The following is a 19,916-nucleotide window of genomic DNA, read 5'->3' as shown; positions in this document are numbered from 1 at the left end:
GAGCGGACCCGAGGCATCGATCTTCAGGTCCCGCCCATCCCACTCATTGCGATGCCTGTGGCGTAAATTCTTTCGCCCCGAGTGCTGAGATAGATGACTCAGTCATTCCTGCTGACGCTGGCCTCCGAATTTCACGAACGACCACCTCAGCATATTGACCGTCACCTTTTCGCCCCTGCACGATTAGGCGTCGCGTGGTCAACGAACCAGTGCATCATTTCGAGAGACCGACGGCGGATACTCGTCTAGGTCCGCCGCACCGTCGTAGCTAGTCAGTTGCGTGAGGAAAGCCTGCGGGGCAGGTGCGCCACTGATGGCAAAGTAGTTTCGCAGGGAAGAATGCTTCAGGGGGATTCGAGCATGAAATGGATGTTGTCAATGGCGTGCGTTTCGGCCGCCGTTACTTCCTTCTCGCAGCAGCAGGATGATGGCTCGATGGCACCGCTCTCGACCCAAAGCGCACACTGATTTCGAAAACTCCCGACAACCATCCATCATCACGAGAACACTCTATGCAGACGCGTATCCAGGGCACAGTGATGCCCGTGCTGGAAGTGCAGCTTGATCCCGACGACAGCGTCTTCGCAGAGAGCGGAGAGCTTTCGTGGATGACTTCATCGATCCAGATGACCACCCACACCCAGATGGGTGGCGGTGGGGGTCTGTTGGGTGCGTTCAAGCGCGTGGTCGGCGGCGGCAGCCTCTTCATGACCGAGTACCGGGCCATGCGGACGCCAGGAGAGGTCGCGTTTGCCACCAAAGTACCAGGGCATATCGTGCCGGTGACGGTAAACCCGGGTAACGAATACCTTGTGCATCGGCACGGTTTTCTCTGCGCCACGCCGCAAGTCACCATCAGCGTGGGTTTTCAACAGTCGCTGGGCGCCGGTATTTTCGGTGGCAGTGGCTTCATGTTGCAGAAGCTTGGCGGCACAGGTACGGCCTGGCTGGAACTCTCAGGTGAGCTTATCCGGAAGGATCTGGCGCCGGGCGAAACCTTGCGCGTTCACCCCGGGCATGTCGGTGCGTTCCAGGCCTCGGTCAACTTTCAGATCACCACGGTGCCAGGCATCAAGAATGCGATCTTCGGTGGCGACGGCATCTTCCTGGCGTCGCTGACCGGCCCCGGTACGGTGTGGCTGCAAACATTGCCCATCTCTCGCCTGGCGCACCAGATTGCCGAGTACCTGCCGAGTGGCGAGGGCGGTGGTGGACGGGCGACTGTCGGTGGTGCCTTGCTCGGGGGCATCGTGGGTTCTCTGCTGGGCGGTGACGACAAATAATTCCGTGCAGTGAACCAAGAGCGAAGCTATTCCCATGGGGCGAATCGGATGGAGAAGGCCGGTAAGAAAGGGGCCTTTGAGGGTTTGTCGAACGTAGGCGATTCTAAAAACGGTCGTGCTGGCTCAAAACAGACCATTGCCAACCATGGAAATCGGAGGCGGTGTGAATCGATCCATTGCTTTGGGACTAGTGTTCTCGGCTTTGGCGACAAACGTCGCATTAGCTCAAACGTCCAAGGGCACCCTTGAACTTGAGGTCTCTCGTGCATCTGAAGGTGAGCTTGAAGTCGTTTTGAAGAATCGTTCGAGCGACCGGGTGAAGGTCAGCGCTGTGTTCAACGAAAATCCCGCTTTCGGCGTTCTGAACTTCAACCTGTCCGAAGGGGGCCACAGATATGGCCCTACGTTCCCGCCGAATGAGAATTTACCCACTGACTCTGCGTACATCTCGCTAGGCCCGGGCGATGCCTTCGGTCACATCTATAGCATCGCTGACCTGATGCATAGTTATGAGGCGAAGAGTGCTTGCGTAACACTGGTTGTCACGTATCGCGATCGACTGGCCGCCAAGTTTCGAGCGTTCGACGGGTCAATAAAGGCGAGGCCGATCCGGATCTGCTCGAGCAGACAGGGCCAGGTAAGAGGTGTCTAGGCAGAAAATCTGCTGTCCGCTTCCGACCCAAAGCAAACCTTCCACGTTCTGAGGGCTATCACCGATTGCCCTTGGTTCGCTTCGCTTATATTTGATCCCACACCATAGATCAGGAAACGAGGTGACTCATGTTGAATAAGTACGCTTGGCTTGCCTCACTGTGTTTCTTCGCGTCCTGCGGTGTATGGGCCACGGATGCCGCGCCGGGTGGCAACGGAGCCAAGGTCATTTCTCCCGCTGAACTTCCTTTTATTCAAGTTTCCGAGGGCGTACGCCTGAAGGAACTGACGGGGCGTGCGGCCCCAGTTGGCGCCAAATCCGCTCTTGGCAGCGTCGCGTTATTCGAACTCGATCCAGGTCATGCGAGCGCCTGGAGTCACAACAAGATCGGTGAAGAGTCCTTCTTCATCTTGGAGGGGCATGGCGAGGTTTGGACCGGCGGCACAGCACATCCCGTAGGGCCGGGAGACTACATTCTGATTCCGCCTTCGGTGGTCCGCTCGATTCGAGCCAGTAAAGGCGAAGCCCTGAAGTTCTATGCCATAACGACGCCGGCATGGAGCAAGGGTGACGATGTTCTAGTGCCTGCACCGAAGGGGGCGCCGGGCTCGTAACAGCGTAGTGTCTGCTTCCGACCTGAAGTGGACGTTGCCTGTTTTATGACCGTAGAGAAGAAGCTGGCTGAGCAACCCCCAGGAATCCTTCTGATGCTTCCTTTGTTTCTTGGCCTTCTTCTGCTGGCCACGATGATCGTGGAGTTCTTTACGGTGAACGGAAGCCGCTCGGAGGTTGAGCAAAAGGCACCTGATTTCGCGAAGAAGCTTTTCAATTCGGTTGGCGACCAGCTTTTGCATAAGGCCGGGCCGGCTCGATTTCGCCCGCTGTTCTTCGAAGCTGTTCCTGATGCGATCAAGCCAACCGTAATCATGCTTCGCTACGTTTGTGCGGCCAACCTCATAGCCATGTCTGCTTTCGGCATCTATATCCTGGTTTTCATCCTGCGAGGCATCTTCGGCGGCTAGATGCACCCCGCAGGTAGCCAGGTCCGGAGTAGATGTCGAATGCTGAACTACATTTCGAAGGGGGAGTCCGTGTTCAACTGGTTTAAGAAGCGCCCCGGTTCCGGGCCTGATTTCTCTCACGTAGATTCACGGGAAAAGGCCGAAGAGCTGTACAAGCGCGGTCAGCTTGAGAAGGTCTGCCTAATGCCACTTGAATTTGGTGGGGCGGACTTTCCGCCAAACATTGTGTACCTGCCACCTGGCATTTCCGAGATCAAAGCTGGAATCGATAAAAACGTCATCGCTCCGTTAGCTGCAAACGGGACGATTCGACACTACAGCGCCACCCCGGAGTACGAAGGTCGAAGCTTCATTCCGATCGCGATAAACGTAAAGGCGTCAGATCCAGGGAATTTCTCCACGACGATCAATGTGTGGGGCAGTGCTTTGCACAGAAATACGCTATCCAACAACGTCTAATCGGTGGCGTGTAATGTCCGCTCCCGATCCATAGCGGAAAGCATCTCCAGAGGCCCGGTGTCGATCCCGCAGGCGCTCATTCGTCTCATACATGAAAGTGACCATACCGGCCACCCTTCACGCCAAGGAGACAATCATGTCCTACATCGATGGTTTCGTGATCGCTGTACCTAACGCTAACCGCGAGCAGTTCATCGCGCACGCCCGTACCTTCGACGCCATTTTCCTGGAGTACGGCGCCACCCGAGTGATGGAGTGCTGGGGCGACGACGTGCCCGACGGCAAGCTCACCGATTTCCGCCGCGCTGTGCAGGCGACGCAGGATGAATCCGTGGTGTTCTCCTGGGTGGAATGGCCCGACAAGACCACTCGCGATGCCGGCATGGCGAAATTCATGCAAGACCCGCGCATGGGAGCCGCCAGTGATTGTCCTTTCGATGGCAAGCGCATGATCTTTGGCGGCTTCAAGTCGGTGGTTAGCCTGCCGGACTAGGGAGGCCTTGAGCGGCGCGCTTTCAAAGCTACGTCCGCTTCCGATCCCTAGCGGACATTAGCCAGGCCAAGCGTTGCCCCCACCGCCGCGGGCTCAGCGCAGGCCGGCTCTGCCGGGTCTTTGCTAAATCTCACAGTGGACATAGCGAATTTACCCAGCCGGCCGGGCAGGGCGGCGGGGCCGTCGGTCTCGTATGTTAGAAACCGGAGCATTCGGCCGCGCGCCAGGCGACGCGGGTGTATGTGCCAACGCTGCGGGATTATCGTGCGGACCTATAAACTTGCCTTGCTCGGCCTGTCCTTATCCTTCGCCACGGCGTTCACCGTTGCGCACGCGGCACCCATCGCCACGCTTGACCGGCATGGTGCGTGGGTCGGCGTTGAGGCCTATGGTCCCAACGTGGTCCACATCACGATTGCCGCCGACAAGGCGCAGGCGCTGAAGGCACCCGGCTATGGGATTCTTGCCGATCACGCCGACGCGTCGGCGTTTCATCAAACCCACGATCAAGGCGGCGATACCTTTGCCTCCTCCGCGCTTACCCTGCATGTCGACGCTGCACCGCCGCCGCACACGCCAGGCACCATGGAGCGCTACTTCGCGCCCGACCTGGCGCCGGTTCGCCTGCAGGTAAAGAACGCCAGGGGCGCAACCGTCGTCAACATGACCGGTTGGGAAATGGCGCCGCACGAAGTGGCACGCGAGGCGACCTATCAGGTGGGCGCGACGTTTGCGGCATCGGCTGATGAACACTATTACGGCATGGGCCAGAACCAGGACAGCCTTGGCCCGCTCGACCTGCGCGGCCGCGTCATCGATTGTCAGCACTGGTACGACGCGCCTACGGGTGAAACCGTCTGCGTGCCTTTCATGGTGTCATCGAAGGGTTACGGCATCATCTGGGACAACCCCTCGGATACCCGCTTTGTCGCGGGTATCCGTGGCCGCACCAGTTTCCAGTCGAAAGTGGGCGAGCGCGTCAGCTTCTTTGTCGTGACCGGCGATACGCCCGAGGCCATCTACTCCGCCTACGCCCGGGTCACGGGCAAGACGCCCATTCCGCCGAAGGCGGCCTTTGGCCTGATCCAGTCCAAGGCACGCTACGACAGCCAGGCCGAGATACTGCGCGTTGCGCATACGTATCGCGAAAAGAACTATCCGCTCGACGTGATGGTGCTTGACTGGTTCTACTGGACGCGCATGGGCCAGCTGGATATCAACCCGGCGGAGTTCCCCGATCCCGACGCCATGAACAAGCAGCTTCATGATATGGGAATGAAGTCGATCATCTCGATCTGGCCGCGCTTCGAGCGCTCCGGGCGCTACTTCAGCGAGCTCGATGCCAAGGGCTACTTCTTGAAGGACAGCAATGGCAGGACGGTCGACGGCCTGGCGTTCCGCTCGGATCGCGCCGGTGCGCTGATCGACTCCACCAACCCGGCGGCGCGCCAGTGGTTTTGGGCGCATGCGCGCGACAACATCCTCTCGCATGGCTTCGACTATCCGTGGCTCGACGAGACCGAGCCGGATCTCGTGCCGGATGGCTACTTCTTCTCGATCGGCTCGGGTGACCGCTACCACAATGTGTTTCCGCTGGTGCACGTCGAAGGCGTGGCGCAGGGCATGCACACCTGGAAACCGGATGAGCGTGTGCTGATTCTTTCCCGCGCCGCCTATCTTGGCTCGCAGCGTACCGGCGCGCTGTTCTGGTCGTCGGATATCGATCCCACTTGGGAGGCGCTGCAGCGCCAGATTCCCGCCGGCCTCAACATGACCGCCTCCGGCATTGCGTATTGGGGCAACGATATCGGTGGCTGGCAGTCTCTGCCGCAGACCACCAGCGCCACCAAGGCGCCGCTGCTCGACCCTTCCGATGCACGCGACACGGTGGGTCAGAATAACGATTACCCGGAGCTGCTCACGCGCTGGTTCGAGTACGGCACCTTTCTGCCGACTCTGCGTCTGCACGGCGATCGCAAGCACGCGGAAATCTGGGCGTTCGGCCGCCAGGCCGAGTCGATCTTGGCGGAGTACGACAAGCTTCGTTATCGCCTGATTCCCTACATCTACAGCCAGGCCAGGAAAACCTACGACACCGGCGCGCCCTTCATGCGCCCGTTGTGGATGGATTTTCCGGGCGATGCCCATGTCTCCAACCTGGGCACGGAATACATGTTTGGCTCCGCCTTCCTGGTGGCGCCGATCACCGAGCAGGGCCAGACGGAGAAGGATGTGTACCTGCCTGCCGGCAGCGACTGGTACAACTTCTGGACCAACGAAAAGCTGGCCGGCGGACGTTGGGTCAAGGTGGCCGCACCCATCGACCAGATCCCGGTATTCGTCCGCGCCGGCTCCATCGTGCCGCTGGGTTCGGACATTCAGTCGACCGCGACGAAACAGTCGATCGCCGAGGTCCGCATCTATCCGGGCAAGGACGCCGACTTTGCGCTCTACGACGACGACGGCACCTCGTACGGCTACGAGAAGGGCAAGAGCAGCACGACCCAGCTACATTGGAATCAGGCGTCAGCTGCCTTGAGCGCCACCGGTGGTGATGCCGCGTTCAATAAGAAGGTGGCGGAACTGACCAAGGTCGTGGGCAAGTAAGCGTAGGTGGCGGCAGATGGCAGGCCGGAGCATGGCCGTCGGGAAGCGGCTTCGCCGCCCGTGGCCGTGAGCTTCTGCCGCCTGATATAGCGATGGCGGATATCTCACCGGCAGGGGGTAGCCACACGGGGAGCATCAGATGGCCAAGCCATATACGATCCTGCCGACGATGTCGATTTTCGATATTCCCGCTCGTCTTTTCGATGGCGGTCGATAAGGCCGAATCAAAGGAGGATGACGAAAGATGATCACTGTATTTGGTGAAGGAAGAGGTTTTCGGGTCGTCTGGCTGCTGGAGGAGATGGGGCTCGCGTATCGGCTGAGGCCGGTGGATCTTATGGCCGGCGTCGAGAACGACGCGGAGTTCCTGGCCATCAACCCTGCCGGTTTCATTCCGGCGATTCAGGATGGCGACGTCACGATGGTCGAGTCCATTGCGATCATGGAATACCTGATGGCGCGCTACGGGCCGACGTCGCTCGCGCCTGCCCCGCACGATCCCACCTTTCCCGCTTATCAGCAGTTCCTCCACCTCGGTGAAGCCGGCCTCGCGGCATCCATCTACTTCGTCGTTGGTGCCCGCAACTTTGCGCCGGCGTCCGAGCGCCAGAACTGGAGCGCTGGCCAAGCGCTAAGCGTTTTCGAGAGCCGGCTAACGCTGGTGACGCGGCAGCTTGCACGCACGCCCTTTCTTGCCGGCGAGACGTTCACCGCCGCCGATATTTCGGTGACCTACGCCCTGGAGTTGGCCATAACATGTGGAGGCATCACCTTGGGCGAGGTAGAGCAGTCATATATGGCTCGCACCCGTGCACGCGAAGGCTACGAGCGCGCGATGGAAACCTGTCAATCCAGGAAGGCGTGGCTTGCTAATCCGGTATAGCTGGCCGCCGTGTTGCGGCCGGCCAAGCTTGTAAGTAAGCGGGGAGTGTCCGCTTCTGACTGCGGTTTCAGCCGGTCGACGCAACACACTATAGGCGACAGTAGATCGAAGAGAAGTTCCCCCAATAAAACGCAGGAGCCAGGAGATTCGACTATGGCTATAGAGAATGCCGGGAAAGCGTCAGGCTTAACGTCTGGTGCCTTTGCAACCATTGCGGTGGCCTGTTTCTTCTACGCCGCAATGGCCCTTTTGACACTGCACTTCCTGCGGCCCGATTACGCGCCGGCAACCAACTTCATCAGCAACTACGCTGTGGGTCGGTATGGCTGGATCATGACGACTTGGTTCCTTGCGATGAGCTGCGGCTTGTTAACGCTTGCAGCGGGGCTCTATACCAACGGCTTGCGCTCCATTGCCGCCCGACTAGGGATGTTTCTGCTCGTAATCGCGGCGATCGGGCTGGTCGTCTCGGCCGTATTTCCCACGGATGCACCCGGTGCGCCATCAACTCCATCGGGGGCCATCCACGACATGAGCTTCCTCGTAAATGTCGGAAGTATCTTCATCGCAGCCGTCCTGCTATCCGCGAGTTTTGGGGGGCATCCAGCGTGGCGCTCCTATCGGCGAACCGCTTGGATACTGACTTTTCTAATATTGACCGGATTTGTCGTCCAGTTCCTCACTCTCCACAAGGGGATGCCGTATGGACTCGCGAACCGATTTTTTGTCGTGGTGCTATTCGCGTGGCTGTTCGCCGTATCTTTTCGATTGCGAGCGCCACCACACGAGCAGGCTGTTAAGAAGCTCCCCGCCGATCAGTAGTGGGCCACGAGCAGGTACCAAATGAATCTTCTGGGAGTGCCCGCTTCCGGCCCATAGCGGACATGCCAGCAGTCAGAACGGGGCAAGTCACACAAACTGGAGGAGCTTGGATGAAGCGACGATCGATTCTCTTGCTATGTCTAACCGTGCTTTCAATGGCCGGTCTGGCGACGGCTGCGTCCGCGCCTCCCGCTGGACACATCACGGGTGTCGGCGGAATCTTTTTCAAGGCGAAGGATCCGAAGGCGCTCGCGGCGTGGTATCGCGATGTCCTTGGCATGCCTGTGGAAGTCTGGGGAGGCGCGGCGCTCCGCTACGACGCGCCAAAGCACCCTCCCGCGCTGGCATGGAATGCGTTTCCCGCGACTACGAACTATTTCGCGCCATCAACGAGTGGATTGATGATCAACTACGCCGTGGATGATATGGATGCGTTGCTTGCGCGGTTGCGATCCAAGGGTGTCACGGTTCTTAAGCGTGACGACAGCGATCCCAACGGCCGCTTTGCCTGGATTCTGGATCCCGAAGGAAACAAGGTCGAGCTCTGGGAGCCAAAGCGTTAGTTTCGCTATCGCGCAGAAAAGCTCCATGGCGGTGCATATACCTGCCAAGCGAAGACCTGCATCGCTCGCTCAAGCGGTACGCATACCTGTCGGAAAGGCATAAACCCTGCCGGTCGTGGCCTCGGTGGATGACGCTTCCTGTCCCGGTAGTGCGAGGTTGTACTTCGACAGTAGCCGGCCGACCTCTGCTCTCACCCAATCCCTATCGTACGGACGGACCCGTGCTCTGATGTCATTGGCGCGCTCCAGAAACTCGACCCAGAACCTGGCGCCATGGCTGCGCTCCAGCATGCGAGGAACGATGGGTTCCAGCCTTCTAATCTCCTTGTTGATTTCCTTTCGAGTCAAAGGCATCTAGACGTCTCCGAAGGCCGTGGCCGCCACGACCAAGCACCGTGAATGAGGCGAGGCAATCGCAACCAGTCAGCAAGCAAAAGACCGCTTGCGGACGCTATAGGGGACCTATGGGAACCCCCTCTCACTAACACGACGGTTGACGGTGCGAAAATGGAAATGGCGCTCAACGAACAGGGACGGTCAGGTCTCTTCTGAAGGCTGCGGGGTTAACATCTGACCAAGGTCTGCTTTCGACCCAGAGCGGACATCGGAGAATCGACAAGCAGGGGGATCCATATGGGGACGTATCAAGCACCAAGCGTGCTTATGCGCTGGACCAGGAATGTGCCTGGCGGCGACCTTCACGAACTCACCATTCTGAGCAGTGAGCAAGTCTGCGTAGCGTCTGGCCGGTATGCGCACAGCTCAGGCTCGGCCTGTTGCACATGGGTCGAGTTTGCGGACGGAACGTTGAATGCCCTTGCTATCGAAAGGTTGGGCAAGGAGATCGTTGACGACGCCCTTGCCTACGTTTCGGCGCGCCTGGCAGGCTAGGATCTCCTAAGGTCCGCTTTCGACCCGAAGCGGACCTAGAAGGATATCGCTAGCGCCGACGCTCATTTTTGGACTAAGGGATAGATTTGTCCCGACTGTGCAGATGAGCGAGGTGGCGCAACAAAGGCTGGGCGTGATCTAGGAAAAGGGTGCGAGAAGAGATGAATCAAGAAGCTAGGCCGGTACCCGTCGATCTCCAGCAGTTTCGTGTGGAGCACTATGACGCGTGCTCCGTATGCCTGCGCAACTTTGTAGAACATGAGACCATCAATCTGGGGTATCTAGGTGATGGCTCTCCTGCCTCGACATGCGAGAGCTGTTCGCACGTGCTTAGTGATTCCGTGGCAAAAATGGTCTTTTTCAGAAGACCATACGTAGTCCCTAACGAAGCTGTTCGTCTCTGGCGCTACTTAGACTTCACTAAGTACGTGAGCATGCTGGCCACTCAATCGTTGTACTTCGCACGAGCTGATCAGTTTGAAGACCCATACGAAGGCGCGAAAGGTCTCAGGAATGCAAAAAGCAGATGGGACGAGCACTATCTGAGATTTTTCCGGACCGCGCTAGGCAGTCACCCGAACGGCGTCGAATCAAAGTTGACCGACGATGAGATTGATGCAGAAGCGCAGCGATTACTTTCGGATCTAGAGCTTGGGGGCGAGCATGGGCGACGTCAGACGTTCATTAACTGCTGGCATGAGAACGAGCGTGAGTCGGAGGCCATGTGGCGACTTTATTCAACCTACCTCCCGAATGCACTCGCGGTTCGGACAAGCTACGGGAGGCTCTACCGTTCCCTCGGACGGAATCCAGCCATCTCGATCGGTCGCGTTGAGTATCTGGACTTTGAATCGCAATATGCGGGTCCAAACGACGCATTTTGGCGCAAGCGAAAGTCTTTTGAGCACGAGCGAGAAGTGAGGGCGATGACAGTCGACTATGGGGTTGACAGAAAGGGATTGCACTTGCCTTGCGATTTGACAGTGTTGATTGAATCGGTCGTTTTGTCGCCCACCGCCGCTCCGTGGTTTGCGCATGTCGTCACCGATGTCTCATCGAAATACGGTGTGTCTGTATCCATTTCTCATTCGAATCTGAACGACCCGGTTTTCTTCTAGCGAGGGGGCGCCGTTGTTAAATCTCGGCATGGGTCGCGAAAGTAGCTGGGCTAACGTCCGCTTCCGACCCAAAGCGGACGTTAGACTTCGGATTGGTGCATAGGGAGAGCACATGGGAACGGCACTCGTTTACATCCTCACTTCGAGCACGCTCGCCACCATTCTGGCGTTCACCCGAAGCAAAGGGCACGCCGTTGTCGGAGGGGAAGATGTGTTTCGTTATCGACCCAAGCTATTGAGAATTGCGCACGGCTGCTGTTTCCTTCCGATCGTATGCGCAGCCTTCATTTGCCTCGTAGCTCGTCCCGCGCCAGGAATCTTGGCCATCACATTCTTAATGTCGACTGGGATGTTGGCCTGCGGCCTAATGTTCTGGCTTTGGAATGGGCTACGGTCTTTTGAGGTACGGGTTCAGGCCGATGGCCTAGCGATAAGCAAGGCTGGAAGAACATCGAAGCTTCCATTCGACCAAGTCAGCAAGGTCATCTACCTGAACCCATCAAGTGACGGCGGCACATTGGAGCTTTACGGACCAAACAAGCGATCGCTTATTGAGTTCACCGATACGATTGAGGACATCGACCAACTGGCGGAGCTGGTTGTATCGAAGGCGCGTGCTCATCGGGTTGAGTGCTTAGTTACCAAGTCCAGGCCAATGTCCGCTTGAATGCGTATCGGTGGGAGGTTAGACCTGTCCGCTTCCGACCCGAAGCGGACATTGCCCAAACAGTGGCTACAGGGAGTCTAGACGTGCCCAACTTGCCTTATTCGATTGAGCTGCATGATTCGACGATCAGTGACGTCGAGAGTCGCGACGGGTCGATCCTTATCAAGTTCAGTCGCGCATATGTGCATCTGGATGGCAAAGGATGGGCTCAGGAAGCTGAGATCCGTATTGGCAGCGCAACCGTTGGCGGCGAGCGAGTCGACTACCCTGCAAAGGTAGGGGATGGCCAGCTTGTTACAGAAGACGGCCCCTATCACAACTTGCTTATGCTGCCGCTGTCGACCATTGGGCCAGTCACTCTCGAAATTGAGTTCATGTCGGGGAAAGTCGTTCGCATAAGCGGGGCTGGGCTCGAAGTGACAATGAAAGGGCCGCGAATCCTCTTGGAACAAGTGGCTGGCCGTTTGTAGATCCAATGGTCCGCTACCGACCCATAGCGGACCTTGAGAGACCACAGAAGCCTTGATCCCGATGAGGTCGAACCGATGTCTCAGCGCGCGAAAGTGGCGGAATGCACAAGGGGGATTTGCCGGCTAGCCGCTGCTACCGCATTACTGGCATCCGGGGTGGTCGTCGCAATGGACGGACCACGACATGGCGCCAAGGGAGGCACTTTGCCGATGAGAGGCGAATTCTACGAGTCGGTGCGCCCCCATCTGCTCGCGGATGGCTGGAAGCCGGTTTCGACCACATGTTCGACCAAGAATGTCTGCTTTGAAAAATTCCCAGAGCTTGCAACCAACTTGGATAGTGGAAGGACCTGTGGGTTTCTCACGAGGAAGACTGAAGTACTCCAGATCTGTATAGGCGGTGGCGTAGCGGATGCGCTGCCTGTGGAAAGCGCCACGTTGAATCCAAGGCACAATGAGGGGCGGTAGAATCGGAGCTTCAGTGTCCGCTTCCGACCCAAAGCGGACCTGATCATTGCGGCCAGACCAGGACGGTCATCCGCATTGTTTCGCCTGACCGCCTTACCAGGCGGTCGGTCGATAATCTTTCAGGAACTGCCCCCACACGTGTTCGCCGGTGTTGATGCCGCTGATGATCGGATCGACGATGCGCGCAGCGCCGTCAACGATGTCCAGCGGTGGGTGGAAGCGCTCTTCCAGCACCTTTTTCGCTGCCAGCTCGGCCGGATCCTCGTCGGTCACCCAGCCGGTGTCGACGCTGTTCATATGGATGCCGTCGTTGTAGTAATCGGTGGCCGAGGTGCGCGTCATCATGTTGAGCGCGGCCTTCGCCATGTTGGTATGTGGATGGCGCGTCGTCTTGAAATTGCGGTAGAACTGGCCTTCCATCGCGGACACGTTGACGATGTGCTTGTCGCGTTCAGGGGTGCGAAGCAGCAACGGTTTCAGTCGCGCGTTGATGATGAACGGCGCGATCGCATTGACCAGCTGCACTTCCAGCAATTCAAACGAGGGCACTTCGGCCATCAGCATCCGCCATGAATTGCGCTTGCGCAGATCGATCTGCTGCAGGTCCTGGTCAAGCCTGCCCTCGGGGAACAGATGGCTCTGCGCCAGCAGTTCTTCGGGCAACAGTGGCATCTGGGAGAGTTCGGCAGCGCGGGTCAAGCCGGGCAGACCCGCGGCGCGGCTGGCTAGCGGGCTCGCCGAAACAGCCGCATCGGGCAGGATGTTGGAGCCGCGCAGGCCTTCGTAGTGGCCGACCAGCTTGCGCACGCGTTCGGGCATGTCGTGCAGCGCCGCCGTCTCGCCGTCCATCATGTGCGCGTAGAACTCGGGCGGGCGGCGCACGGTCTGGCAGGCGTTGTTGATGATGAAGTCCAGTCGCGGCCGCGTGGCGACCAGTTCCTGGCAGAACGCTTCGACACTGGGCGTGTGGCGCAGGTCCAGTCCGTAGACTTGCAGACGATGGCCCCATTCGCCGAAGTCTGGTTCCTCGGCATAGCGTGCCGCCGAGTCGCGCGGGAAGCGCGTGGTGACGATCAGTTCCGCACCGGCGCGCAGCAACTTCAGGCCGGCTTGATAACCGATTTTCACGCGACCGCCGGTCAGCAGCGCGACGCGACCGCGCAGATCAACCAGTTCGGTGCGCTTGGCGTAATTGAACGCAGCACAGGCGGGGCACAGCTGGTCATAGAAGAAATGGATGGCCGAATATTTCTGCTTGCACACATAGCAGTGCTTGGGCTCGATCGATTCGCGCGGTTGCGCGGCGTCGGCATCGGGCGCGACGTCGTGCGCCGCGAAATCCTTCGGAGCAAACACATTCGGCGTGGTGAATACCGGCTTGCGGCGCAGCTCGCGGATACCGGTCTGATTGAGCACGGTGTCATCGGCCTGGATCTTCGCCGCATGCCGTGCCTTCTGGGCCGCCTTCAGCTTGATTCGACGCTCGACCGGGTCCGGGTGATAGAGCTGCGCCACCGCCTGAGACAGGCGCTGGCGGTCATCCGCCGGCAGCGTGTCCAGCAAGAGCCGATCGGCCGCCACCGTTTCAAGCAGCTGTGCCGCTTCGCGTACGCGCTGCAGCAATGCGGTATCGGCGTCGCTGGGTGGTGGTGTGGTGGTGGTCACGAGCATTATCCGTATGGAGTGAGGCGGCACGAAGTGAGATGCAAGGAGAGGGCATCTCACGTTGCCAACCGTCTATTTTGCCTGCTATGGCCCGCCCGGGGGTTAACCCGCTCAGCTTGCCGTGGGCACGGTGACCGGGTGAGGCTGTAAAGCAGCCATAGGAAGCCCTCGGCGACCCACCCTCCTGGTCATTGGCGACGCCGCATGAGGCTAGCTGGCGGGGCCGTACCTCGATCCAGCCTGGGAAACCGGCGTGTTCGGCATGAGGGATATAGTACGCGTTGACCCGCCTATGACCTTCCCATGACCGACTCCTCTTCCGCCATCACCGCCGGCGTGAGTGCCGCTGATACGCCGTACATCGACACCACCCGCCGTTGGGTGGAGCGCGCCGTCGTCGGCCTCAACCTATGCCCGTTCGCACGAGCGCCGTTCATCCACGGGAAAATCCGCTATGCGGTCAGCCATGCCCGTGATGCCGACGCGTTGTTGGAGGATATCTGCGGCGAGCTGCAGAGCCTCGCCGCCGTCGATGCGGACGAGTGCGAAACGACCTTGCTGATCCATCCGCACGTGCTGGGCGACTTCCTCGACTACAACGACTTCCTCGATGTCGCCGATGCCGCCGTCGAGACGCTGAAGCTCGACGGTGTACTACAGATCGCCAGTTTTCATCCGCACTACCAGTTCGCCGACACCGCGCCTGATGATGTCGAGAACGCCACCAATCGATCGCCCTGGCCGACCCTGCATCTGCTGCGCGAGGCAAGCGTCGAACGCGCCGCCGATGCGATGAGCGACCCGGACGAGATCTACCGCCGGAATATCGAGACGATGCGAAAGCTGGGGCGCGCCGGCTGGGATGCGCTCGACGTGGGTGCGCTCGAATAGGGCGGCGATTGATCCGTCTCGATGGCGCGCAATGCATTCGGTGCAGGTGCCTTGCCGGCCCCTTCGTCATTAGCGATCCGTTGGTTTCGCCTGAAAGGCAACCTGATACCGTTTTTATTGGGATCCGGCACGGTCGGCGCAACCGAGACCGGATTCGCTTCCGTAAGTAGAAAGAACTGAACCTGGCACCGTTATCTTTTGGAAAAAATGGGCGCCGGATCACCCATTTGTGGAGGGTTTGTACGGCGAAGTGGTGTACGCCGTTCGCGTCTCAAGCTACATCCCATGGATACAAGGCGTGATGTCTGCAAGCGCTAAACCGTAATGTCCGCTTTCGACCCATGGCGGATCTAAGAAAAGGGGGCCGATGGAGTCACATGAATGAGCGAACGGGGACGTCTTTTTCCCCGTGCTCTTTCGCTTAGTGCTTGGTATGTGGCCAGACCGCTATCGTGCTATTAGCCAAGGCGTGAAGTTGATCCGCCGAGGCGCCTGCCGCTCCCAACGTAGCAATCGATTGCAGGACGGAAGCTAGTAGTCTGGTGAGCCCTTCGGGATCGGCGGAAGCCGGAAGATCCCCTTCGGTCTTCGCGCGCGTCAACCGCATCACAATCAGGCTGTGCACTTCTGAGGCCCGTCTAAGTACCTCGGCGCGGATCACCTGGGATTGATCGCCGCCTTGCATGGAATTGATGACTGAAAGGCAGCCTCGGGGTTGGTCATCGGATAGCTGTGCGGCAACCGCACCTGCAAGCAACTCTTCGACGAAAGCCTGTGCGGTCGGGGCTTCAAGCGCCTTTTTGCCGTATGCCATGTTCACGCGTTGATACTGGTCGAGTGCCTTGAAGAACAGGGACTCTTTGTTCCCAAATGTCGCGTAAAGGCTGGGGCGAGTGATGCCCATGGCTTCGGTCAGGTCAGCGAGTGACGTTCCTTCATAGCCTTTGCGCCAGAAGACTTTCATCGCAGCATCCAAAGCGCTCGATGCATCGAACTCGCGAGGGCGCCCCCGAGTGCCTGGCGCATTGCCATCCAGGAGATTAGGTCCTGAAGCGAGATTGGCCTCAGGTTCGGACGCAAGTGCTTGCCAGTTCGCCATAGCCTGTTCAACGACTTTTCGAAGCTCGTCGGACGTAGCTCCGCTAGCGACTCTCACACTAAGGCCGTAGAACACCGTTGTTACGAAACTCGCCAATGCCGCGGAGTCAGCAGCGGTCGACAGGTCCCCAGCTACTTTGGCTTGCTCAAACCGTTCTCTCAAAGCGACTTCATTGGCCAGCCTTCTCTCTGCAAGCGTGACTGGAACATCGGCACTCTCCGGTCCAGCGGCAAGCCCGGCTTGAATTAAGAGATAGCCAGGCGGGCGTTGCAAATCTCGAGTCTGATCAGTAGCCCAGCAGAGTAAGCGTTCGGCTACTTCGCGGGCGGTGGGTGCTGCAAGCACCCCAGCGAAGCTCTCACCTTGAGAATCGGTATATCGATCGAGCACAGCCTCAAAGAGGCCGCGCTTGCTTCCAAACGCGGCGTAGATGCTCGGTGCAGTCAGCCCCATAGCCAAAGTCAGCTCAGCCATCGTGGAGCCGTCGTAGCCGTGGCGATGAAATACGTTCATAGCACGGTCGAGTACGTCACCTTCGTCGAATGAGCGTGGACGAGCCATCCTCGGCATCTCCTTATTCTATATCGTTCATTACAGAAAACTTGGGTGCCATCAAGCGCTGGCGGTCGAGGTTTAATATAACACACACTACATAATTATCCCCCTGGACGATGGCTGGGCGAAAGCGCCTGGCGGGGTCCCGATGGGACGTTGATCAGGGTGGGTATGCCAGAAAATTGCCAAAAAGCGTCGAATCTGGCGCTGATTGCCGTGCGCGTTCCCGTAACGGAGCGCAGAGGGGCTGTTCCTGAGGCATGAAGGGGTGTGCCAAAGGGCACATTATACCAATCAATACAAATTGATCTTGACCTTCGTCGAGTCGGCCTGATATCTTAAATACCGATCGGTATATAATGAGCCGTGCGAAGGAAAACAAATGAATCAGGCAGCTGAACGAACCTCTGAGCAACCCTTTGCCCAGAAGAAGTTCCTGGACGTGAACGGCCATCGCATGGCCTACATCGACGAGGGTGAGGGGCCAGCAATTCTCTTCCAGCATGGGAGTCCCACCTCGTCCTACCTCTGGCGCAATGTCATGCCAGCTTGTGCTGGCCTGGGAAGGTTGATCGCTTGCGACCTGCCGGGCTTTGGCGACTCCGACAAGCTCGACCCGACTCTCGGGCGCTATCGCTATGGCTACGCCGAGCAACGCAAGCGCCTATTCGCCTTGTGGGAGGAACTGGGTCTCGGCAATGAGGTGATCCTCGTGCTGCATGACATCGGCTCAATCTACGGCTTCGACTGGGCAAACCAGCATCGCGACCGCGTCCAGGGCATTGCCTACATGGAATCGCTTGTCATGCCGTTGCTGCTGTCGGATTTCCCCGAGCCCTTCAAGACGATGCTGGCCTCGCGCGCCGACCCGACGGAGCGGCCAGAGGGGCCTGCCCCCGGCTTGGACTTCATCGACCATTTCCTGCTCCACACACGCGAATTCACGGAGACTGAGCAGGCCTACTACCGCAAACCCTTCCTGATCCCGGGCGAAGACCGCCGCCCATTCACCGGAACACAGTTCTCGATCGAAGGTGTGCCCGCGGATACCACCAAGGTCATGAGTGACTACGCCAGCTGGCTCGCTGAGAGCAATGTTCCGAAACTCCTAGTCAACACGGAGCCGGGCTTCATCCTCGGTGGCCGACTGCTCGAATTCGCCCGCACTTGGCCGAACCAGACAGAAGTGACTGTCAAAGGCACGCACTTCGTCCAGGAGACCAGTCCGCAAGAGATCGGAACTGCCCTCGCGACATTCGTCCGCGGCCTGCGCGTCGGCGCGGTTGCCTGACCAAACTCAAGAGATCGGCCCGGGCCGGCATGCGGTCCGGGCCACGCAATTCACTAGTTCCGATTGGAGAAGAGTTATGACGACAATGAAAGCAATCCAAATGCATGAGTACGGCCCGGCCAGCGTGCTGCGCTACGAAGATGTGCAGCGTCCGGTGGCGGGATCGGGCCAGGTGCTCGTGCGCGTGGTCGCCGCAGGTGTAAATCCGGTCGATTGGAAGTTCCGCGCAGGCTACCTGAAGGACATGATGCCGCTGGCGCTGCCGTGGATTCCGGGATTCGATTTCTCGGGCACCGTCGATGCAGTCGGCCCTGACGTGGAGGCATTCGCTGTGGGTGATGCAGTGTTCGGCAAGAGCAGCTTCCCCGGCGGCGGGAGCTACGCCCAATTCGTCGTCGTTTCGACCGCAGATATTGTTCGCAAACCCGCCGGCGTCAACCATGTGCAGGCGGCGGCGATCCCGGCTGGTGCGCTCACAGCCTGGCAGGCGCTGTTCAATGACGGCGCGCTCGAACTTGCCGCAGGCCAGACGCTTCTCGTTCTCGGCGCTGCGGGTAGTGTCGGCAGTTTCGCCGTGCAGCTCGCAAAACGGAAAGGCGCGCGTGTCATCGCTGTAGGTCGCGCGTCGCAGCAAGCGCATCTACGTGCGCTTGGCGCTGATCTCGTCGTCGACACCGCGCGAGGCGATCTCTCCTCGGTGGGTCAGGTCGACGCCGTGCTCGATCTGGTCGGCGGCGAACTGCAAGAACAAGCATGGCCACTGCTCAAGCGTGGCGGCGCGTTTGCCTCGACGATGAGCCCGCCCTCTGCCGAGCAGGCCTCCGCGCGCGTCGCGCGCACTGCCTTCATCTTCACGCAAACGAATGCTCAGCAACTGGCAGAAGTCGCCTCCCTGATCGAGCTGGGATCGGTGGCGGTGCATATTGCGAAGACGCTTCCGCTCGAAAATGCCCGCGAAGCGCACGAGTTGCTTGAAGCTCAGGGCGTTCTTGGAAAGCTTGTTCTCACGACTTGAGCGGGGTGGGAAGCAATGATTATCGTAGCCGGCTATCTGACCGTTGATCCCGGTCAACTGAAGACATTCGAGAAAGCCATAGCCGATGTCGTGGACATCGTCCGTAAGGAAGATGGCTGTCACCACTATTCGGTGTTGGCGGAGGATCGCGACCGGGGCCTGATCAACATCACTGAGGTCTGGCGCGATCAGGCGGCTGTTGACGCGCATATGGCGCAGCCATGGATCAAGAGCCTGTTTGTGCGTGTCATGCCCCTAATCACGTCAACTGACGCGCCGATTTATGAGGTCGTTGGCGTCCGCGAGCGGCACAGCTAAGTGGTCAGGATTAAGAGGTTGTCGCAGCACACCGACCATGGGGTCCCCAACCGTCGGCGCGGCAATCAAGATTTGCTTGGAGCACATCGCCTTCGTGTCGTCTACAGGGACGCGTAAAGTGTCCGGGCCGCACATGAACTGACCGGTGCTGCTCGCTTGATGTGGCGAGTAGCACCGTTCCACAAATTCAATTGCAGGAGAACTCAAAATGGTTGCCCGGTTCGAGATTGATGCATCGAAACTCACCAACCATCCGTTGGGTATTGCGGCGGTCAAATTTGCTGACTTGGTGGCTCATCAGGGAAAAGTGGACGAAGCCGCAGCCACCTATCTCGCAGATCCCTACATCCAGCACAACCCAAGATCGGCGGACGGCGTGGAAGCCTTTTGTGCGGGTATGAAAGCCATAGCGAAGGCTGCGCCTAATAGACGCTATGACATCAAGCGAGTCTTCGTTGATGACGATTTCGTCATCCTCCACTCACACGTAACGAACGGCCCGGGAGATCGTGGCGTAGTGATCGTTGACATATATCGCGCAGTCGGCGGGAAGTTTGTCGAGCACTGGGACGTGCAGCAACCGGTACCGGAAGCATCGGCTAACAACAACACAATGTTCTAAGACCACCAATCGTGCTCAATTTCTTCTACTGAACTTAGTGTTTTGGTCGACGGTGGACGCTT

At 58.8% G+C, this 19,916-nt stretch carries 20 protein-coding genes; 18 read left to right on the top strand and 2 right to left on the bottom strand.

The window, feature by feature from the left end; translation table 11 throughout:
- Nucleotides 1-512 precede the first annotated feature (512 nt).
- From ISS97_RS05145 to ISS97_RS05085, 13 genes are all read left to right on the top strand, one after another.
- Nucleotides 513-1,283 carry a TIGR00266 family protein gene (locus ISS97_RS05145; RefSeq protein ID WP_379986003.1) on the top strand — a complete coding sequence of 257 codons (771 nt, stop codon included), beginning with the start codon at nt 513-515 and terminating at the stop codon, nt 1,281-1,283.
- A 163-nt stretch (nt 1,284-1,446) separates the two neighbouring features.
- Nucleotides 1,447-1,935, top strand: a complete 489-nt coding sequence (locus ISS97_RS05140) for a hypothetical protein (protein ID WP_379986002.1) — start codon at nt 1,447-1,449, stop codon at nt 1,933-1,935.
- Between the two features lie 128 nt (nt 1,936-2,063).
- A complete protein-coding gene (locus tag ISS97_RS05135; RefSeq protein ID WP_379986001.1) occupies nt 2,064-2,549 on the top strand; it encodes a cupin domain-containing protein in 486 nt (161 codons plus the stop codon).
- A gap of 93 nt (nt 2,550-2,642) precedes the next feature.
- Nucleotides 2,643-2,957 carry a hypothetical protein gene (locus tag ISS97_RS05130; RefSeq protein ID WP_379986000.1) on the top strand — a complete coding sequence of 105 codons (315 nt, stop codon included), beginning with the start codon at nt 2,643-2,645 and terminating at the stop codon, nt 2,955-2,957.
- A gap of 39 nt (nt 2,958-2,996) precedes the next feature.
- The gene (locus tag ISS97_RS05125; RefSeq protein ID WP_379985999.1) at nt 2,997-3,416 is read left to right on the top strand and encodes a hypothetical protein; all 420 of its coding nucleotides are present in this window, start codon (nt 2,997-2,999) and stop codon (nt 3,414-3,416) included.
- A 136-nt stretch (nt 3,417-3,552) separates the two neighbouring features.
- Complete coding sequence (locus ISS97_RS05120) at nt 3,553-3,909, top strand: DUF1428 domain-containing protein (protein WP_379985998.1); 357 nt, start codon at nt 3,553-3,555, stop codon at nt 3,907-3,909.
- 264 nt (nt 3,910-4,173) lie between these two features.
- On the top strand, nt 4,174-6,516 hold the full coding sequence (locus tag ISS97_RS05115; protein ID WP_379985997.1) for a glycoside hydrolase family 31 protein: 2,343 nt from the start codon (nt 4,174-4,176) through the stop codon (nt 6,514-6,516).
- Nucleotides 6,517-6,760: 244 nt separating this feature from the next.
- Nucleotides 6,761-7,399 (top strand): glutathione S-transferase family protein, encoded by a 639-nt coding sequence (locus tag ISS97_RS05110; protein ID WP_379985996.1) that lies wholly within the window; start codon nt 6,761-6,763, stop codon nt 7,397-7,399.
- 153 nt (nt 7,400-7,552) lie between these two features.
- Complete coding sequence (locus ISS97_RS05105) at nt 7,553-8,221, top strand: DUF998 domain-containing protein (RefSeq protein WP_379985995.1); 669 nt, start codon at nt 7,553-7,555, stop codon at nt 8,219-8,221.
- Nucleotides 8,222-8,331: 110 nt separating this feature from the next.
- Nucleotides 8,332-8,784 (top strand): VOC family protein, encoded by a 453-nt coding sequence (locus tag ISS97_RS05100; RefSeq protein ID WP_379985994.1) that lies wholly within the window; start codon nt 8,332-8,334, stop codon nt 8,782-8,784.
- Between the two features lie 1,052 nt (nt 8,785-9,836).
- Complete coding sequence (locus ISS97_RS05095; protein ID WP_379985993.1) at nt 9,837-10,793, top strand: hypothetical protein; 957 nt, start codon at nt 9,837-9,839, stop codon at nt 10,791-10,793.
- A gap of 112 nt (nt 10,794-10,905) precedes the next feature.
- Nucleotides 10,906-11,460 (top strand): hypothetical protein, encoded by a 555-nt coding sequence (locus ISS97_RS05090; protein ID WP_379985992.1) that lies wholly within the window; start codon nt 10,906-10,908, stop codon nt 11,458-11,460.
- 83 nt (nt 11,461-11,543) lie between these two features.
- On the top strand, nt 11,544-11,930 hold the full coding sequence (locus ISS97_RS05085; protein WP_379985991.1) for a hypothetical protein: 387 nt from the start codon (nt 11,544-11,546) through the stop codon (nt 11,928-11,930).
- Nucleotides 11,931-12,491: 561 nt separating this feature from the next.
- Here the strand turns inward: ISS97_RS05085 and ISS97_RS05080 are convergent.
- Nucleotides 12,492-14,069, bottom strand: coding sequence for an SDR family NAD(P)-dependent oxidoreductase (locus ISS97_RS05080; RefSeq protein WP_379985990.1), 1,578 nt, complete (start codon nt 14,067-14,069; stop codon nt 12,492-12,494).
- Between the two features lie 297 nt (nt 14,070-14,366).
- Here ISS97_RS05080 and ISS97_RS05075 point away from each other — a divergent pair, with 297 nt between their 5' ends.
- Nucleotides 14,367-14,954: a DUF1415 domain-containing protein gene (locus ISS97_RS05075; RefSeq protein WP_379985989.1), complete on the top strand. Its 588-nt coding sequence runs from the start codon at nt 14,367-14,369 to the stop codon at nt 14,952-14,954.
- A gap of 421 nt (nt 14,955-15,375) precedes the next feature.
- Here the strand turns inward: ISS97_RS05075 and ISS97_RS05070 are convergent, their stop codons facing one another.
- Nucleotides 15,376-16,614 (bottom strand): TetR/AcrR family transcriptional regulator, encoded by a 1,239-nt coding sequence (locus ISS97_RS05070; RefSeq protein WP_379985988.1) that lies wholly within the window; start codon nt 16,612-16,614, stop codon nt 15,376-15,378.
- Between the two features lie 376 nt (nt 16,615-16,990).
- On the opposite strand from ISS97_RS05070, the gene ISS97_RS05065 reads away from it, so the two are divergent.
- From ISS97_RS05065 to ISS97_RS05050, 4 genes are all read left to right on the top strand, one after another.
- The gene (locus ISS97_RS05065; protein WP_379985987.1) at nt 16,991-17,899 is read left to right on the top strand and encodes a haloalkane dehalogenase; all 909 of its coding nucleotides are present in this window, start codon (nt 16,991-16,993) and stop codon (nt 17,897-17,899) included.
- Nucleotides 17,900-17,975: 76 nt separating this feature from the next.
- Nucleotides 17,976-18,914, top strand: a complete 939-nt coding sequence (locus ISS97_RS05060) for an NADP-dependent oxidoreductase (RefSeq protein ID WP_379985986.1) — start codon at nt 17,976-17,978, stop codon at nt 18,912-18,914.
- Nucleotides 18,915-18,929: 15 nt separating this feature from the next.
- A complete protein-coding gene (locus ISS97_RS05055; protein ID WP_379985985.1) occupies nt 18,930-19,232 on the top strand; it encodes a putative quinol monooxygenase in 303 nt (100 codons plus the stop codon).
- Between the two features lie 208 nt (nt 19,233-19,440).
- Nucleotides 19,441-19,854 carry a nuclear transport factor 2 family protein gene (locus ISS97_RS05050; protein ID WP_379985984.1) on the top strand — a complete coding sequence of 138 codons (414 nt, stop codon included), beginning with the start codon at nt 19,441-19,443 and terminating at the stop codon, nt 19,852-19,854.
- Nucleotides 19,855-19,916 lie beyond the last annotated feature (62 nt).

The sequence above is a fragment of the Dyella koreensis genome (genome assembly GCF_044904565.1).
GTDB classification, from domain to species: Bacteria; Pseudomonadota; Gammaproteobacteria; order Xanthomonadales; family Rhodanobacteraceae; genus Dyella_D; species Dyella_D koreensis.
Note: the sequence above shows the minus strand (reverse complement) of the source record. Positions and strands in the feature narration are given on the sequence as shown.

Excerpts from the sequence above, each read along its gene's own strand:
- ISS97_RS05145 (WP_379986003.1), top strand. The coding sequence starts at position 513 with ATGCAGACGCGTATCCAGGGCACAGTGATGCCCGTGCTGGAAGTGCAG.
- ISS97_RS05135 (WP_379986001.1), top strand. The coding sequence starts at position 2,064 with ATGTTGAATAAGTACGCTTGGCTTGCCTCACTGTGTTTCTTCGCGTCC.
- ISS97_RS05130 (WP_379986000.1), top strand. The coding sequence starts at position 2,643 with ATGCTTCCTTTGTTTCTTGGCCTTCTTCTGCTGGCCACGATGATCGTG.
- ISS97_RS05125 (WP_379985999.1), top strand. The coding sequence starts at position 2,997 with ATGCTGAACTACATTTCGAAGGGGGAGTCCGTGTTCAACTGGTTTAAG.
- ISS97_RS05120 (WP_379985998.1), top strand. The coding sequence starts at position 3,553 with ATGTCCTACATCGATGGTTTCGTGATCGCTGTACCTAACGCTAACCGC.
- ISS97_RS05110 (WP_379985996.1), top strand. The coding sequence starts at position 6,761 with ATGATCACTGTATTTGGTGAAGGAAGAGGTTTTCGGGTCGTCTGGCTG.
- ISS97_RS05105 (WP_379985995.1), top strand. The coding sequence starts at position 7,553 with ATGGCTATAGAGAATGCCGGGAAAGCGTCAGGCTTAACGTCTGGTGCC.
- ISS97_RS05100 (WP_379985994.1), top strand. The coding sequence starts at position 8,332 with ATGAAGCGACGATCGATTCTCTTGCTATGTCTAACCGTGCTTTCAATG.
- ISS97_RS05095 (WP_379985993.1), top strand. The coding sequence starts at position 9,837 with ATGAATCAAGAAGCTAGGCCGGTACCCGTCGATCTCCAGCAGTTTCGT.
- ISS97_RS05090 (WP_379985992.1), top strand. The coding sequence starts at position 10,906 with ATGGGAACGGCACTCGTTTACATCCTCACTTCGAGCACGCTCGCCACC.
- ISS97_RS05080 (WP_379985990.1), bottom strand. The coding sequence starts at position 14,069 with ATGCTCGTGACCACCACCACACCACCACCCAGCGACGCCGATACCGCA.
- ISS97_RS05075 (WP_379985989.1), top strand. The coding sequence starts at position 14,367 with ATGACCGACTCCTCTTCCGCCATCACCGCCGGCGTGAGTGCCGCTGAT.
- ISS97_RS05070 (WP_379985988.1), bottom strand. The coding sequence starts at position 16,614 with ATGGCTCGTCCACGCTCATTCGACGAAGGTGACGTACTCGACCGTGCT.
- ISS97_RS05065 (WP_379985987.1), top strand. The coding sequence starts at position 16,991 with ATGAATCAGGCAGCTGAACGAACCTCTGAGCAACCCTTTGCCCAGAAG.
- ISS97_RS05060 (WP_379985986.1), top strand. The coding sequence starts at position 17,976 with ATGACGACAATGAAAGCAATCCAAATGCATGAGTACGGCCCGGCCAGC.
- ISS97_RS05055 (WP_379985985.1), top strand. The coding sequence starts at position 18,930 with ATGATTATCGTAGCCGGCTATCTGACCGTTGATCCCGGTCAACTGAAG.
- ISS97_RS05050 (WP_379985984.1), top strand. The coding sequence starts at position 19,441 with ATGGTTGCCCGGTTCGAGATTGATGCATCGAAACTCACCAACCATCCG.